Source organism: Rossellomorea sp. FM04394 (genome assembly GCF_041889765.1).
Classification (GTDB): Bacteria; Bacillota; Bacilli; order Bacillales; family Bacillaceae_B; genus Rossellomorea; species Rossellomorea aquimaris_B.
The window spans coordinates 4,451,968-4,468,078 of record NZ_CP168654.1 but is presented as its reverse complement, the minus strand read 5'-3'; the positions used below and the strand labels follow the sequence as shown (position 1 = coordinate 4,468,078).

The window sequence follows — 16,111 nt, the reverse complement described above, 5'->3', positions numbered from 1 at the left end:
TCCTGATCCCTCCTTTTCTCAGTTTGTATAACTTCTGTACAACGATTATGTGCTATAAAATCCATTAACTCTCGTTATTTAATAAAAATACAATGCGATGAATGTGGAAAATATATATAATAAGGAAAGAAAGTGGTTTTTCGACAATATCCACCACTTGTGGACAACGTTTTACAAACCCTCTGAATAAGTTACCCACATGATATCCACAAATTGTGGATAAACCGATTTCGTAAATAGAGTTATTAAGAGTGAAAACACAATAATCATATCAAAATATCCTTAGGGGTGCAATGCTTTTTAAATTTTATCCACAACCCGCGGCCCTTGTGGAATTGTTTTGTCCACAAGCTATGAACTTGTGAAAAAGTTGTCAATATGTGTTGTGGATAATCTAAAATGGTGTCGAATCCTATCCACAGGAAGGTTTAATAGAGAAATGGGATAAGATTTGTAGAAGGATAAAGAACAAGAGGAAATTTAGTCAAGGGATAAAAAGCAGCGGAAATCAAAAAAGCTCTTTTCGCAAAGTTTGTGGTTGTCTAAATGAAGAATGTAGTAGTTGATTTCCGCTCCAGGATGCACCAATCAACTTTCTGAGCATGTATCCTTAAGGGAAATCAATAAAAACAAGAATTTTAGCAAACAACCTTACTTAAGAGTAGAAATTACTTCCCCTTTTATAAAAGAAGAATTATTCTTTCTAGTTACATGGTTTTATTACGCATGTTGAAGCTCTGTCACAAAAAATCTATTAAAGGTGGTGAGGGGAACTGCGTAGACTCCTGCGGAAGTACGGGCGTGCCGAGACCCCGTTCGGCTAAGCTGAGGAGGCTCGGCCGAACGCTAGCTGCAAGCGGAGCAGTTCCCCTCACCATCCAGCACATGCTGATTGCCAAAGCTCAAGCCGACCCTTATGTTAAAAGCAACAATCTTTACGAAAAGAACCTTGTAAAAAGAAAAATAATATGAGTGTTGACTTTTTATGGGTACCGTCTTTATAATAGTGAGGAATGTCTTTAACTTTTATAAAGATATCCTTCAGGGAGGTGTCATAGATGAAAAGAACGTTTCAACCAAATAATCGTAAAAGAAAAAAGAACCACGGTTTCCGTGCACGTATGAGCTCTAAAAACGGACGCAATGTTTTAGCTCGTCGTCGTAGCAAAGGAAGAAAAGTATTATCTGCTTAGACCACTGAACTGACTCAGTGGTCTTTTTTTTCCTTTATATCAAGGGGGAAAGACGATTTGGCTCGTTCTTATAGAGAATTAAGAGAAAAATTACTTATAATTTCAAATCAATGAGCCAATAATGTCGAGGATACATCAAGACAAAAATGAAAATTAGGTGTGGTCAATGCGGAAAGATCAGAGAGTGAAGAAAAATAAAGAGTTCCAGGAGATATTTAAAAAAGGGACATCCTTTGCAAATCGGCAATTCGTGTTATATCTATTGAAGAAAGAAGAGCCTCAACCGTTTCGGATCGGGATCTCGGTAAGTAAGAAAATCGGGAACGCTGTTTGTCGAAACCAAATAAAGCGATATGTCAGGCAGGCTTTCTTAGAGTTACAAGCAGACGTACTAGATCAGTACGATTATTTAATCATCGCCAGAAAACCGGCGGCCGAAATGAATTTTCATGAGGTGAAGGGCAGCCTCACCCATGTGCTAAAAAGAGGAAAAGTGTTGAAAAGACCCTCTAATGGCAAACATAATAGAAAGAAGTCATAACATTTTACGATATTGACAGGTTTCGTCATCACAAGCCTATGAAAAGATGTTACAATACGAGAGATTGTACTTTTTAAGTACGGGAGACCTGTTTTATATTTTACTTGAAAGATATTAGTTGGGAGGAAAATAAGGGTGAAAAAGAGAATTATAGCCCTGATGGGAATCATTGGGCTAATGGCTATACTATCAGGTTGTACGGAATACAATCAGCCTATCACACCTGAGAGTAGCGGAATATGGAATGAATACATTGTCTATCCTTTATCACAATTAATTACCATGGTAGCTGAGTTCATGAGCGGTTCTTATGGACTGGCAATTGTCATTGTTACATTGATCATTCGTTTAGCGATTCTGCCATTAATGATTAAACAAACGAAAAATTCAAAAGCCATGCAGGCTTTACAACCGGAAATGAAAAAGCTGCGTGAAAAATATAGCTCTAAAGATGCACAGACACAACAAAAACTTCAACAAGAAACGATGGCTTTATTCCAAAGTCATGGGGTAAATCCGCTGGCGGGTTGTTTCCCACTAATCGTTCAGATGCCAATCCTGATTGGTTTCTACCATGCGATTGTAAGAACGGAAGAAATTAAAGCTCATAATTTCTTGTGGTTCGATCTCGGTAACCCGGATCCGTACTATATTTTACCTTTAGTAGCAGGTATAACAACGTTTATCCAACAGAAATTAATGATGGCGGGTACAGCGAATCAAAATCCGCAAATGGCGATGATGCTTTATATCATGCCAGTCATGATCATCATATTTGCGATTAACTTCCCTGCAGCTCTATCCCTTTACTGGGTAGTCGGAAATCTATTTATGATTGTTCAAACGTACTTTATTAAAGGACCTGAAATCAAAGAAGCGCAAACCGCTAAAGCTGGTGGGAATTCGGGAGGAAAGAAAAAGTGAGAGAAGTAGAAGCGACTGGTCAAACGGTGGAAGAAGCCATTGAATCAGCCTTGTCTCAACTGAATATCACCAAAGAAGAAGCAGAGATTGACGTCATTGATCAAGGTAAAAAAGGATTGTTCGGATTGTTTGGAGGAAGACCGGCAGTCGTTCAAGTCAAACAAGCGATTGATCCGGTAAATGAAGCGAAAGATTTTCTTTTATCTGTTGCACATGAAATGGGAGTTAACGCTACCATTGAAGTGAAAAGAGATGGTAGAGATGTTGAGTTCAACATTTCCGGTGAAAAAATGGCTCTCTTAATAGGAAAAAGAGGACAAACGTTGAATGCCCTTCAACATTTAACTCAGCTGATTGCAAATCGGGTTTCCGATCAGTTCATCACCATCCTTTTGGATGCGGAGAACTATCGTGAAAGACGTAAACAAACGTTAACAAACCTGGCTGAACGTTTAGCAGAGAAAGCATTGCGCACAAATCGTTCCGTTTCATTAGAACCAATGCCTTCTTATGAACGAAAAGTGATCCATACAGCATTAGTCGATTCGAAGACTGTTGATACACATTCAGAGGGCAGAGAACCAAATCGCTATATAGTGATTGCTCCAAAAAAATAATGGGAGACGATTCCTTTCGGGGGATCGTTTTTTTTTGCTCATTTCTCATATATAATTGCTATTTTTAAGAGGAATTAGTCTGGTTTCTTCTACAGACACTTCTCTTATTGAGCCAACCACTTAAATATTCTCCCCCGTCGATGCGTCCAGCCCTGTGGATTCTTATTTTCATCCCGGTTTATTGTTATTCACATGTGGATAAGTTAAAATAATAGAGATGAAGTATTGTCTGTGTGGATAACATTATTTGGTGGTCATTAGTTGGTTTCCTTTCTTTAGTATTAAATAGGATTGTGATATTCTAATAATTTGGGGAAACTTTGCTCAATACTAACATTTTTATATAAATAGATCAGTTATAAGAGAGGTGAATACGATGGAATTTGATACAATCGCCGCAATTTCCACTCCAATGGGAGAAGGAGCCATTGCCATTGTGCGTTTAAGCGGTGATCAAGCCTTCGATATCGGTGATAAGGTCTTTAAGGGAATGAAGGGAAGCTCGATGAAAGAATTTGCTTCGCATACCATTCATTATGGACATATTATCGATCCGGACACAGAGCAAGTGGTGGAAGAAGTCATGGTTTCTGTGATGAGAGGTCCCAAGACCTTTACCCGTGAAGATATTATAGAAATCAACTGCCATGGAGGACTCGTGTCGGTCAATAAAGTATTACAGCTCGTATTGAAAAATGGGGCCCGCCTTGCAGAGCCGGGTGAATTTACAAAACGGGCATTCTTGAACGGCCGGATTGACCTTTCCCAGGCAGAAGCGGTCATGGATCTGATCAGGGCAAAAACCGATCGGGCGATGAATGTTGCACTCAATCAAATGGAAGGACGACTTTCCAATTTGATTCGAAAACTTCGTCAGGAAATTTTAGAAACATTGGCCCATGTAGAAGTGAATATCGATTATCCGGAGTATGACGATGTGGAAGAAATGACGCATAACGTCCTGTTGGAGAAATCGAGACATGTCCGGGATGAAATCGACCGTCTGGTACGAACATCAGAACAGGGGAAAATTCTTAGAGAAGGTCTTTCCACTGTTATTATTGGCCGGCCAAATGTAGGGAAGTCCTCTCTATTAAACAGTCTTGTTCATGAAAACAAGGCGATCGTAACCGATATCCCGGGAACGACACGCGATGTGATCGAAGAATACGTGAATGTGCGCGGTGTTCCGTTACGTCTCGTCGATACAGCCGGGATTCGTGAAACAGAGGACATTGTTGAGAGAATCGGTGTAGAACGTTCACGTCAAGTATTGAAAGAAGCGGATTTAATTTTACTTGTGCTTAACTATGCGGACGAATTAACTCCCGAGGATGAGCAGCTTTTCGAAGCGGTTAGAGGAATGGACGTTATTGTCATCGTGAATAAAACAGATCTGCCTCAGAAGATTGATATAGATAAAGTAAGAAAACTAGCGGAAAATCATCAGCTGGTCACAACGGCTTTACTTGAAGAGCAAGGAATCGATGAGCTGGAAGAAGCGATTTCATCTTTATTCTTTGCAGGGTCCATTGAAGCGGGGGATATGACGTACGTATCCAATAGCCGTCATATCGCTTTACTTAATCAAGCGTCCCTTGCGATCAATGAAGCGATCAGTAGCGTAGAAATGGGCACTCCCATCGATATCGCTCAAATTGACTTAACCAGAACGTGGGAGCTTTTAGGTGAAATCATTGGGGATAGCGTTCATGAAAGTCTGATTGACCAGCTGTTTTCTCAATTCTGCTTAGGGAAGTAAACACCATTAAAATGTGGACGCATACCGCTTGCGATCCAACAAGGAGGAAAAATAAAACCATGCAATATGACGCAGGGCAATATGATGTCATTGTCATTGGTGCTGGCCATGCCGGAGTAGAAGCAGGACTTGCTTCCGCCCGTATGGGAGCTAAAACGTTAATGGTTACCATTAACCTGGATATGGTCGCCTTTATGCCATGTAACCCATCTGTTGGTGGACCGGCAAAGGGGATCGTTGTAAGAGAGATTGACGCTCTGGGTGGAGAAATGGGGCGTAATATAGATAAAACACATATTCAAATGAGAATGTTGAATACAGGGAAAGGTCCAGCTGTCCGGGCATTACGGGCCCAGGCCGATAAATTCCTTTATCAACATGAAATGAAACGCACGATTGAAAATCAGCCGAACATGACCTTGCTGCAAGGAATGGTCGAGGAATTAATTGTAGAAGATGGTGAATGTAAAGGTGTTGTTACGATGACGGGTGCCGCATACCGTGCGAAAACAGTCGTCATTACCACGGGTACATTCCTCCGCGGAGAAATTATTTTAGGAGATCTGAAATATTCAAGCGGGCCAAATAATCAGCAGCCTTCTATTAGATTGTCCGATCATCTACATGAATTGGGCTTCGACACCGTTCGTTTTAAAACAGGGACACCGCCACGGGTGAATAGTTCGACAATCGATTATTCGAAAACTGAAATTCAACCGGGTGATGATATTCCACGTGCGTTCAGCTATGAAACGACGAAATATATCACTGATCAACTTCCATGCTGGCTGACATATACGAACGAGCACACTCATCAATTGATTGATGACAATCTCCATCGTTCACCCATGTACTCAGGGATGATCAAAGGAACCGGACCACGTTACTGTCCTTCCATTGAAGATAAAGTCGTTCGTTTCCATGACAAACCACGTCATCAGATTTTCTTAGAGCCGGAAGGAAGAAATACACAAGAAGTGTATGTGCAGGGGTTATCAACGAGCTTACCTGAAGACGTACAGCAAAAGATCCTTCAAACCATACCGGGTCTTGAGGAAGTACAAATGATGCGTGCCGGGTATGCCATTGAGTATGATTCCATCGTACCCACACAATTATGGCCGACCCTTGAAACGAAAAAAATCAAAAATCTGTATACAGCGGGACAAATCAACGGAACATCAGGCTATGAGGAAGCCGCTGGTCAAGGGCTTATGGCAGGAATCAATGCCGCTTGCCGTGCACTCGATAAAGATGAGGTCATCTTAAGCCGTTCCGATGCGTATATCGGGGTTCTGATCGATGACCTTGTGACAAAAGGGACGAACGAACCGTATCGTCTATTGACTTCCCGTGCTGAATATCGCCTGTTGCTGCGTCATGACAATGCCGATCTTCGTCTAACGGATATCGGTCATAAAATAGGATTGATTTCCGATGATCGATACGAACGATTTTCAGCTAAAAAAGAAGCAATCTCTGCAGAGAAAAAACGCCTTGAAGGAATCCGGATCAAGCCGACTGAAGAAACACAAGCTGTCATCCGTCAAGCGGGGGGCAGTGAGTTAAAAGACGGAATAGTAGCCGCGGATCTCCTGAAGCGTCCTGAAATGAACTATAGTCATATTAAATCACTCGTTCCAAGTGAAATCGAGCTTGATCCCGACGTAGAGGAACAAGTGGAAATTCAAGTGAAATATGAGGGCTATATTGAAAAATCTCTTCAACAGGTCGATAAAATGAAGAAGATGGAAAATAAACGAATTCCTGAGAACATTGATTACAGTGCGATCAGCGGTTTAGCTTCAGAAGCAAGACAGAAATTAATCGAGGTTCAGCCCCTTTCTCTGGCACAGGCTTCCCGGATTTCAGGAGTGAATCCTGCAGACATCTCTATTTTACTCGTCTATATCGAGCAAGGGAAAATTGCAAAAGTATCCGGTGATCAATAGAGGTAAAGGAAGGATAATTTCATGAATGTAAATGAATTTCAATCAATGCTTGAGGAGAAGGGGATCCCCCTTTCTTCTCAGCAATTAAATCAGTTTGAGCGCTATTATGAATTGTTGGTTGAATGGAATGAAAAAATGAACCTGACGGCCATCACTGATAAGGAAGATGTGTATTTAAAGCATTTTTACGATTCCATCAGCGCAGCTTTTTATGTTGATTTCTCGCAGGTGACAACCCTTTGTGATGTTGGGGCAGGAGCTGGTTTTCCGAGTATCCCTCTTAAAATATGCTTCCCGCACTTACATATCTCAATTGTTGATTCCTTGAACAAGCGGATTACGTTCTTAAACCATTTATCAGATGAGTTAGGGCTTGAAAACACGAATTTCTATCATGATCGTGCGGAGACCTTCGGTAAAAACAAGGCTCATCGGGAAAAGTATGATATGGTTACAGCAAGGGCCGTAGCCAGAATGTCTGTTTTAAGTGAATTATGTTTGCCTCTTGTTAAAAGGGGCGGTTTCTTTGTAGCCATGAAGGCTTCAAACGTAAATGAGGAGCTATCCAATGCAAAGAAAGCAATCGGCATGCTTGGCGGACAGACAGATAAAATGTATTCGTTCATTCTTCCTGAAGAGGAAAGCGAACGTAATATCGTGAAAATCGACAAAGTGAAGGAAACACCTAACAAATATCCCAGAAAACCTGGGACACCCAATAAATTACCGTTAGAATAGTATGAATAGTTCTCCTGCCTTCATGTTATTACTGAACCTGAGCTTGGATCATCTAAAGCATAGGCAGGAACTCTTCATATTTTAGAGAATATTATTAAAGGGAGTTTCTTAAAGGTGGTGTAGGAAGATGAAGCATCCTTTCTCTCGTTTTTTTGGCCTAGGTGAAAAGGAGCAAGATGTTGAATCTGAAGAATCAAATGTAGTGGAAGAAGATCGAGATGAAGTGAAAAAGATACCCGTCTCACAAATCATCCCTAATCGCTTTCAACCACGAACTGTGTTTAATGATGAAAAGATAGAAGAGTTATCCAGAACGATTCACACTCATGGTATCATCCAGCCGATTGTGGTTAGACAATACGATGATGAACAGTTTGAAATCATTGCCGGTGAACGTCGATATAGAGCCGTTCAGAAGCTTGGCTGGGAAACCGTACCGGCCATTGTAAAGAATTTGAATGATACAGAAACAGCATCTGTTGCATTGATTGAAAATTTACAAAGAGAAGAGCTCTCTCCTATAGAAGAAGCAATTGCTTATGGGAAACTGTTGGAGTTACATGATCTAACTCAAGAAGCCCTTGCTCAACGCTTAGGAAAAGGACAATCGACTGTGGCGAACAAGCTTCGTCTCCTAAAGCTTCCAGAAGAAATTCAATCAGCCTTATTAGATAAAAAGATTACAGAACGTCATGCCAGGGCTTTAATCCCATTGAAGAATTCTGAAAAGCAGATCCAGCTTCTTCAAGAAATCATTGAAAAAAGCTTGAATGTAAAACAAACCGAAGACCGGGTTGTGAAAATGCAAGAAGGATCGACTCAAAAGCCAAAACCTAAACGCAAAGCCTTCAGCAAGGATATGAGAATAGCTGTGAATACGATTCGTCAATCTCTTTCCATGGTATCAGACAGCGGAATCAATCTGGATTCTGAAGAAGAAGAACACGAGGAATTCTATCAATTCACTATTCGTATTCCTAAAAAAAAATAGATTCGTAGTCTAAAAGTGAGAAACATATCGGTTCGGTTTCTCACTTTTTTGTTTTGTTCTGTCGATTCAAGGCAAATACTGTCGTTTCGTGAGCAATGAACTACTCACGATTTCCTATTTCTAGAAATACTGTTCTTTTTAAAAAAATTGACAGACAATTAACGAGGAATTTTGATAGAATAGAAGAATACTGTAAAAAATTTAGTCAATCTTAGGAAGTCAAAAGGTAGGTGACAACCTTGGGCAGAATAGTAGCCGTTACAAACCAAAAAGGTGGTGTGGGAAAGACCACAACATCGGTCAATTTGGGGGCTTGTTTAGCTTATATAGGGAAAAAGGTTTTACTGGTGGATATAGATCCTCAAGGAAATGGCACTAGTGGCGTTGGTGTGGAAAAAGGGGATGTCCAGCAATGTATATACGATGTGCTGGTGGATGATGTAGATGTCAGAGAAACCATCAAACAATCAAAAGTAGAGAATTTATCCATTGTACCTGCAACGATTTCATTGGCGGGAGCAGAAATTGAACTTGTTCCAACCATCTCCCGTGAAGTGCGTTTAAAGAAGGCGTTAGAGAAAGTGAAAGACGAATTTGATTATATTATTATTGATTGTCCACCTTCATTAGGACTATTAACAATCAATGCGTTAACAGCCTCGGATGCCGTCATTATCCCGGTGCAGTGCGAATATTACGCTCTTGAAGGATTAAGTCAGCTATTAAGTACAGTACGTTTAGTTCAGAAGCACCTGAATCATGATCTCATGATTGATGGTGTGTTGTTAACGATGCTGGATGCAAGAACCAATCTGGGTATCCAGGTCATTGAAGAAGTGAAAAAATATTTTCAAGATAAAGTGTATCGCACGATTATTCCACGTAACGTTCGTTTAAGTGAAGCGCCCAGTCATGGTGAACCGATTATCATCTATGATGCTAAATCCAGGGGAGCAGAAGTTTATTTAGAACTGGCAAAGGAAGTGGTGGCGAATGGCTAAAGGTTTAGGAAAGGGCATCAATGCTCTCTTTACCAATATCCAAACAACTCAAACTGAAGAGTCCGTGCAAGAAGTGAGCCTGAAAGAAATACGGCCGAATCCATATCAGCCACGAAAAATCTTTGAGCCACAAGCGATAGAAGAATTAAAAGATTCGATCTTAGAGCACGGTATCCTGCAACCGATCATTGTGCGTAAAACAATCAAGGGGTATGAAATTGTCGTAGGGGAACGCCGGTATCGTGCAGCCAAAGCGGCTAAATTAGAATCGGTTCCTGTCGTGGTCCGTGAATTGAATGAGCAACAAATGATGGAGCTGGCCGTTTTAGAAAACCTTCAACGCGAAGATTTGACACCGATCGAAGAAGGCGCTGCTTATCAAATGCTCATGGATAAGCTAAAGCTCACTCAGGAGGAATTAGCGAAGAGATTAGGAAAGAGCAGACCTCATATTGCCAATCATATTCGCTTGCTATCCCTTCCCGCCCCTGTTCAGGAGCTTATTTCAGAAGGTAAGTTAACAATGGGGCATGGACGTGCACTCCTTGGGTTGAAAAATAAAAAGAATCTATCAACGGTTGTGAATCGTATCCTTAAAGAATCATTGAACGTTCGCCAATTAGAAAAAATCATTCAAGAGCTGAATGAGGATGTTTCACGTGAAACAAAAAAGACAGAGCGTAAGGATGTCTTTATTCAGGAACAGGAATCCCTTCTACGCGAACGCTTCGGTACAACGGTTACGATTAAACAATCAAAGAAAAAAGGCAAAATCGAACTGGAATTTTTCTCAAAAGAAGATCTGGATCGTATCTTGGAATTACTGCAGTAGAATGAATGTGAAAGGGACTGACTTAGATGGTATTTCACGTACCGTTAAGCCAGTCCTCTTCCATATGGTACATAGAAAAATACTATTCTTCGGGAAATAATCATAAGGGGAAACGTCATGGTACTTTTAGGAACATTAGTAAATGGAGCATGTATTATCATCGGTACTCTCCTGGGGAAGGTCCTTCACCGCATACCAGAAGATATGAAGGGAACCGTCATGAAGGCTATTGGCTTAGCCGTAATCGTCCTGGGATTACAGATGGGATTGAAAAGTGAAAACTTCCTGATTGTCATCATCAGCCTGGCTCTCGGCGCTGCCTGGGGAGAGTGGATGAATCTGGAGGACAAACTTAACTCATTGGGTAACTGGCTGGAAAGAAAGCTTGGCAGTAATAAAGAAACGTCCATATCCCAGGGGTTTGTTACAGCTACCCTTATTTTTGTCATTGGTGCAATGGCCGTCATTGGCTCACTGGATAGCGGCATCAGGGGTGATCATGACGTACTTTTGACGAAGTCGATCATTGATGGTTTTACGTCGCTGATCCTCACGACGACTTTAGGGATTGGTGTCATGTTTTCGGCGATTCCAGTCGTTCTTTATCAAGGCTTCATTGCTCTGTTTGCGACTCAGATTCATCAGTGGGTACCTCAGGAACTGATGGACGCCTATATTGTTGAAATGACTTCGGCAGGCGGTATTATGATCTTCGCAATCGGATTGAATCTCATCGGTGTAACGAAAATCAGAGTCGCGAATTTACTTCCCGGTATCATTGTGGTGGGGATGATCGTGGGGATTATACATGCGTACCAGCTTTATATGTAAAGGGCGAAAATAAAGAAGGGAGATGACTCAGAACGTGTCTGAATCATCTCCCTTCTTTATTGCTGCAATTCTTCCCGCCATTTTTCAATGCTGACGGCATTTCTGCGTTCCACGGAATGACCTGCTAACACAATGGCTTCGGCAATGGTTTTAGCCATTTTCATGACAAGGTTTAAACGTGTATTTTGTAAAACAAAAAACTCCATGAATCCACTGACATTTACGATTCCTGTCAGGTGAATCTCACCTACTTCAGGCAGCTCTTTATTCACACCTGCTCCGGGCTTTAGAGGTCCTTCGCTTAATTGGATAGCCCCTACGCTCTTTAACCGTCCAAGGCACGCGTCCACACCGATGATAAATGGATTTATATGCTGGGAGGCTATCAGACTCAGTTTCTCTTCCAGGTTCACAGCATGAATCGGATCATCCAACGTACCATACACATGGAAAGGCTTAACGTTTTGTTCTTCGATTAATGATCCGACCAAAGGACCTAACGAGTCCCCCGTTGAACGATCGGTGCCGATACATACAAATACGATGGGCCTTGTACGATAGTAAGTCGGAAGCAACGACGACAATTGAACGGAAAGATCCTGTGCCGCGCGTTCTTCCTGATGAAGGACTCTAAAGGGTTCAGGTTTTCGTTCAAATAGTCCTTTTTTTAGATTCATCGCTTCCACTCCTTCGGATATGTTTAAAGGGAATTTTCCAGGGATCAACTTTGTTTGTCCTTACCACCAGAATCATAATTTTTAAGTATTATCAGTATACGGACGATTTCTTTTTTTCATACATAATATGGTTGGATTTTTCATAAAATAAAAATTTTCTATAAACTATTTTAATATGAGGTTATATCTACACAAGGAGAGGGAAACTTGATAAAATAAGGAATACTTCTTATTGAATGATAAGTGGAGGTTCGATAAATGAAAGAGAAAGATTCTAATGCTGGTGTAACTGAAGCCGTTGAAAAACTTAAAGAAAATGAAGCTGTAAATAAACTGATAGATAATGAGTTATGGGTTACCTTGGGGACAGGCACGTTAAAGATTGTAGCCATTATGGTGATTACATATCTTGCTTTGAGACTTGGAAGATCGGCAATACGAAATGTGTTTAAGGTTCGATCACGATCACCTTTGAAGTTCACCGAGCGCCGTGAAGCCACTCTTTTGAAGCTACTGGAGAATGTATTGACGTACGTGATTTATTTTATTAGTTTAATGACGATTCTATCCACGCTTGATATTGATGTGAAAGGGCTGATTGCAGGTGCCGGGATTGTCGGTCTGGCCGTCGGTTTTGGTGCACAGAATTTGGTTCGTGATATCATCACCGGTTTCTTTATTATCTTTGAAGATCAATTTTCAGTTGGTGATTATGTTCGAATCGGTTCTGCAGAAGGAAACGTAGAAGAAATCGGCCTTCGTACGACAAAGATCAAAAGCTGGACCGGGGAACTACATATCTTCCCCAATGGTAATATTACAGAAGTAACGAACTTCTCCATTCACAACAGCATTGCTGTAGTGGATGTCAGTATTGCGTACGAAGAAAACATAGAAGAAGCGGAGAAAGTGATGCAGGAATTACTCCTGACCCTACCGCAAAAATATGAAGATCTTGTTAATCCGCCTGAGTTGTTAGGTGTTCAGACTCTTGGAGCTTCAGATGTTGTCGTGCGGATCGTTGCTGAAACGGTGCCGATGAGACATTGGTATATGGCGAGAATGATTCGTAAAGAGGTTAAATTATGCCTGGATGAACATGGTATTGAGATTCCATTCCCTCGCATGGTGATGTATTCCCGTCATGATCAAGATGACATCCAACCTCTCGAAGAAAAACAAAGAAAACTTGAAAGCGAATGAGGAGGAAAAGCCAGTGGAGCCGAAAACATTCACACTTAATGACATTGTAGAAATGAAAAAGCCTCATCCTTGTGGTACAAATCGCTGGAAAGTGATCCGGATGGGAATGGATATCCGCATTAAATGTGTAGGGTGCGGACACAGTGTCATGATTCCCAGAAAAGATTTTGCAAAAAAAATGAAAAAAGTCATCAGTAGCGGCACAGAAGAATAAGTATTCTTTTTTTACCCATAATCCTTTTGACCTAACCCAGACTATGTTCAAATTAGCTGGCTCAAGGGCATTCAATCGTTTTTTTTTCGATTGAATGCCCTTTTTATATATTCAGATTGCGAGGATAAATCCAGCCCTCAAACTAAAAGTCCACTAGAAGCATGACTTGTCTTTTCCCTCTATTATCTCTATAATTGTGAAAGGTTCGACCGTTTACTTGTTTTAGATCTTACAGGATTTTTTAATAGATAAGAATTTGATGAGGAGTGACCAAAATGGCTTTAACAGCTGGTATTGTTGGACTACCCAACGTAGGGAAGTCAACTCTATTTAACGCAATTACAAAAGCAGGTGCAGAATCTGCCAACTATCCTTTCTGTACAATTGATCCAAACGTAGGAATTGTAGAAGTTCCCGATCATCGTTTAGATAAATTAACAGAGCTTGTAGAACCGAAGAAGACGGTTCCTACTGCCTTTGAATTCACGGATATTGCAGGAATTGTAAAAGGAGCGAGTAAAGGAGAAGGATTAGGGAATAAATTCTTATCTCATATTCGTCAAGTAGATGCAATTTGTCAGGTTGTGCGTTGTTTTGCAGATGATAATATCACACATGTTTCAGGTAAAGTAGATCCGATTGCGGATATTGAAGTCATCAACCTGGAATTGATCTTAGCTGACCTTGAGACAGTTGATAAGCGTCTTGCCAGAGTTCAGAAAATGGCGAAGCAAAAGGATAAAGAAGCGGTGTTTGAGCATGACATCCTTGTGAAAATCAAAGATGCCCTTGAAGCGGAGCAGCCGGCTCGTACAGTTGAGTTCGCTGATGAGCAAATGAAGCTTGTAAAACAGCTTCACCTATTGACTTCAAAGCCTGTTTTATATGTAGCAAACGTAAGTGAAGATGAAATCGCCGATCCTTCTGACAACGAATATGTTCAGAAAGTAAGAGAATTCGCGAAAGAAGATAACGCAGAAGTGATCGTGGTCTGTGCAAAGATCGAATCTGAGATCGCCGAGCTTGATGATGAAGAAAAGGCGATGTTCCTACAAGAACTAGGAATTGAAGAGTCTGGTTTAGATCAGCTTATCCGCGCTACCTATTCACTTTTGGGACTGGCTACTTACTTCACAGCCGGCGTTCAAGAGGTACGTGCCTGGACGTTCCGTGAAGGAATGAAAGCTCCTCAATGTGCCGGTGTCATCCACACTGACTTCGAAAGAGGTTTCATCCGTGCCGAAACCGTATCCTATGAAGATTTAGTTGCTGCCGGAACAATGGGGGCAGCCCGTGAAGCAGGAAAAGTTCGTTTAGAAGGTAAAGAATACCTCGTAAAAGACGGAGACATCATTCATTTCCGTTTTAATGTGTAAAAGGGTACAGAGTTCGATTTTAACCTGCACATGATAACGTGTATTTTGATCAATTCAAGTATATAACTGACTCTTAACAGTTGATTGGAACGGAAGGTGCTCAACTCACGCCCCGCGGAAAGCGAGCACCTGGAGTGGAAATCAACCAGCACTCGCTTCTTAAAAAGTAACAAAGTTTTGGGAAAAAATATAATTAAAAGACTAGAGTCCCGATTCTAGTCTTTTTTTTACGTCATATTGCAATAATAGATAACCTATGCTATAATTTTATTTCGTGAGTAATGAACGCATTGCTCCTTGTTCTTTCATAAAGAAAGGACCGCATAGACCACGAGGAGGTGACATTCAGATGAGAAAGTACGAAGTTATGTACATTGTCCGCCCAAACATTGACGACGAGTCAAAGAAAGCAGTAGTTGAGCGTTTCGATAACGTTTTAACAACTAACGGCGCGGAAATCATCGAGTCAAAAGATTGGGGTAAACGTCGTTTAGCGTATGAAATCAACGATTTTCGTGATGGTTTCTATCAACTAGTTAAGATGAGCGCTACTTCTGATGCAGTTAACGAATTCGATCGTTTAGCTAAAATCAGCGATGATATTATCCGTCATATCGTTGTTAAAGAAGAAGAATAATCCGTACGTTTTTAAGATATACACTTCTACCATCTGTTTCATGTGAAACAGTAAACTAGAAGGAAGGGGTTGATTCTGATGATGAACCGAGTTGTATTAGTAGGGCGTTTAACCAAGGACCCTGAATTAAAATATACTCCAAGCGGAGTGGCTGTTGCTTCGTTTACACTGGCTGTCAATCGTAGTTTTACGAATCAATCAGGAGAACGGGAAGCAGATTTTATTAACTGTGTTGTATGGCGTCGCCCTGCAGAGAATGTAGCAAACTTTCTTAAAAAAGGCAGCTTAGCTGGCGTTGACGGTCGCATTCAAACACGTAATTTCGAAGGACAGGATGGACGTAGGGTGTTTATGACGGAAGTTGTAGCAGAAAGCGTTCAGTTCTTAGAGCCACGTAGTGCGAACCAAGGTGATCGTGGAGGAAGTCCGGGCTATTCGGGTGGAGGTCAACGTGACCAAGGAAATCCGTATAGTCAGAATCAGAATCAACAACGCAACAACAATAACAACAACTATACACGTGTAGATGAGGATCCATTTGCAAATGACGGTCAGCCGATCGACATTTCCGATGATGATCTGCCATTCTAAACGAACGATAACGAATCCAAACAAGATAGGA

Annotated in this window: 18 protein-coding genes; 17 read left to right on the top strand and 1 reads right to left on the bottom strand. The window is 41.1% G+C overall.

Going from position 1 to position 16,111, the window contains the following annotated elements; genetic code table 11:
* Positions 1-711: 711 nt before the first annotated feature.
* The 12 genes from ACCB35_RS22330 to ACCB35_RS22275 all read left to right on the top strand — a co-directional run bounded on the left by ACCB35_RS22330 (position 712) and on the right by ACCB35_RS22275 (position 11,382).
* Positions 712-972 (top strand): hypothetical protein, encoded by a 261-nt coding sequence (locus ACCB35_RS22330; protein ID WP_374055343.1) that lies wholly within the window; start codon positions 712-714, stop codon positions 970-972.
* Positions 973-1,058: 86 nt separating this feature from the next.
* Positions 1,059-1,193, top strand: a complete 135-nt coding sequence (gene rpmH / locus ACCB35_RS22325; protein WP_034764748.1) for a 50S ribosomal protein L34 — start codon at positions 1,059-1,061, stop codon at positions 1,191-1,193.
* 166 nt (positions 1,194-1,359) lie between these two features.
* On the top strand, positions 1,360-1,734 hold the full coding sequence (rnpA, locus tag ACCB35_RS22320) for a ribonuclease P protein component (protein WP_374055342.1): 375 nt from the start codon (positions 1,360-1,362) through the stop codon (positions 1,732-1,734).
* A 135-nt stretch (positions 1,735-1,869) separates the two neighbouring features.
* Entirely contained in the window at positions 1,870-2,658 is a 789-nt protein-coding gene (gene spoIIIJ / locus ACCB35_RS22315) for a YidC family membrane integrase SpoIIIJ (RefSeq protein WP_044340276.1), read from the top strand.
* On the top strand, positions 2,655-3,275 hold the full coding sequence (jag, locus tag ACCB35_RS22310; RefSeq protein ID WP_374055341.1) for an RNA-binding cell elongation regulator Jag/EloR: 621 nt from the start codon (positions 2,655-2,657) through the stop codon (positions 3,273-3,275). The genes spoIIIJ and jag overlap by 4 nt, the downstream gene beginning before the upstream one ends.
* 376 nt (positions 3,276-3,651) lie before the next feature.
* Positions 3,652-5,037, top strand: coding sequence for a tRNA uridine-5-carboxymethylaminomethyl(34) synthesis GTPase MnmE (mnmE, locus tag ACCB35_RS22305; protein ID WP_374055340.1), 1,386 nt, complete (start codon positions 3,652-3,654; stop codon positions 5,035-5,037).
* Positions 5,038-5,096: 59 nt separating this feature from the next.
* Positions 5,097-6,989, top strand: coding sequence for a tRNA uridine-5-carboxymethylaminomethyl(34) synthesis enzyme MnmG (gene mnmG / locus ACCB35_RS22300; RefSeq protein WP_044340273.1), 1,893 nt, complete (start codon positions 5,097-5,099; stop codon positions 6,987-6,989).
* Positions 6,990-7,010: 21 nt separating this feature from the next.
* Entirely contained in the window at positions 7,011-7,727 is a 717-nt protein-coding gene (rsmG, locus tag ACCB35_RS22295; RefSeq protein WP_374055339.1) for a 16S rRNA (guanine(527)-N(7))-methyltransferase RsmG, read from the top strand.
* Positions 7,728-7,854: 127 nt separating this feature from the next.
* Positions 7,855-8,718, top strand: a complete 864-nt coding sequence (noc, locus tag ACCB35_RS22290; RefSeq protein ID WP_044340271.1) for a nucleoid occlusion protein — start codon at positions 7,855-7,857, stop codon at positions 8,716-8,718.
* A gap of 239 nt (positions 8,719-8,957) precedes the next feature.
* Positions 8,958-9,719: a ParA family protein gene (locus tag ACCB35_RS22285; protein ID WP_044340270.1), complete on the top strand. Its 762-nt coding sequence runs from the start codon at positions 8,958-8,960 to the stop codon at positions 9,717-9,719.
* Positions 9,712-10,551 carry a ParB/RepB/Spo0J family partition protein gene (locus tag ACCB35_RS22280; RefSeq protein ID WP_374055338.1) on the top strand — a complete coding sequence of 280 codons (840 nt, stop codon included), beginning with the start codon at positions 9,712-9,714 and terminating at the stop codon, positions 10,549-10,551. The genes ACCB35_RS22285 and ACCB35_RS22280 overlap by 8 nt, the downstream gene beginning before the upstream one ends.
* A gap of 117 nt (positions 10,552-10,668) precedes the next feature.
* Positions 10,669-11,382, top strand: coding sequence for a DUF554 domain-containing protein (locus tag ACCB35_RS22275; RefSeq protein WP_374055337.1), 714 nt, complete (start codon positions 10,669-10,671; stop codon positions 11,380-11,382).
* A gap of 56 nt (positions 11,383-11,438) precedes the next feature.
* Here the strand turns inward: ACCB35_RS22275 and yyaC are convergent, their stop codons facing one another.
* On the bottom strand, positions 11,439-12,059 hold the full coding sequence (gene yyaC / locus ACCB35_RS22270) for a spore protease YyaC (protein WP_374055336.1): 621 nt from the start codon (positions 12,057-12,059) through the stop codon (positions 11,439-11,441).
* Positions 12,060-12,317: 258 nt separating this feature from the next.
* Here yyaC and ACCB35_RS22265 point away from each other — a divergent pair, with 258 nt between their 5' ends.
* The 5 genes from ACCB35_RS22265 (at position 12,318) to ssb (ending at position 16,080) form a co-directional block, all read left to right on the top strand.
* Complete coding sequence (locus tag ACCB35_RS22265; protein ID WP_374055335.1) at positions 12,318-13,262, top strand: mechanosensitive ion channel family protein; 945 nt, start codon at positions 12,318-12,320, stop codon at positions 13,260-13,262.
* A 13-nt stretch (positions 13,263-13,275) separates the two neighbouring features.
* A complete protein-coding gene (locus ACCB35_RS22260; RefSeq protein WP_044340265.1) occupies positions 13,276-13,476 on the top strand; it encodes a DUF951 domain-containing protein in 201 nt (66 codons plus the stop codon).
* A gap of 275 nt (positions 13,477-13,751) precedes the next feature.
* A complete protein-coding gene (gene ychF / locus ACCB35_RS22255; RefSeq protein WP_044340264.1) occupies positions 13,752-14,852 on the top strand; it encodes a redox-regulated ATPase YchF in 1,101 nt (366 codons plus the stop codon).
* 349 nt (positions 14,853-15,201) lie between these two features.
* Positions 15,202-15,489: a 30S ribosomal protein S6 gene (gene rpsF, locus ACCB35_RS22250; protein WP_034764776.1), complete on the top strand. Its 288-nt coding sequence runs from the start codon at positions 15,202-15,204 to the stop codon at positions 15,487-15,489.
* Between the two features lie 78 nt (positions 15,490-15,567).
* Positions 15,568-16,080: a single-stranded DNA-binding protein gene (gene ssb, locus ACCB35_RS22245; protein ID WP_044340263.1), complete on the top strand. Its 513-nt coding sequence runs from the start codon at positions 15,568-15,570 to the stop codon at positions 16,078-16,080.
* The last annotated feature ends 31 nt before the right edge of the window (positions 16,081-16,111 follow it).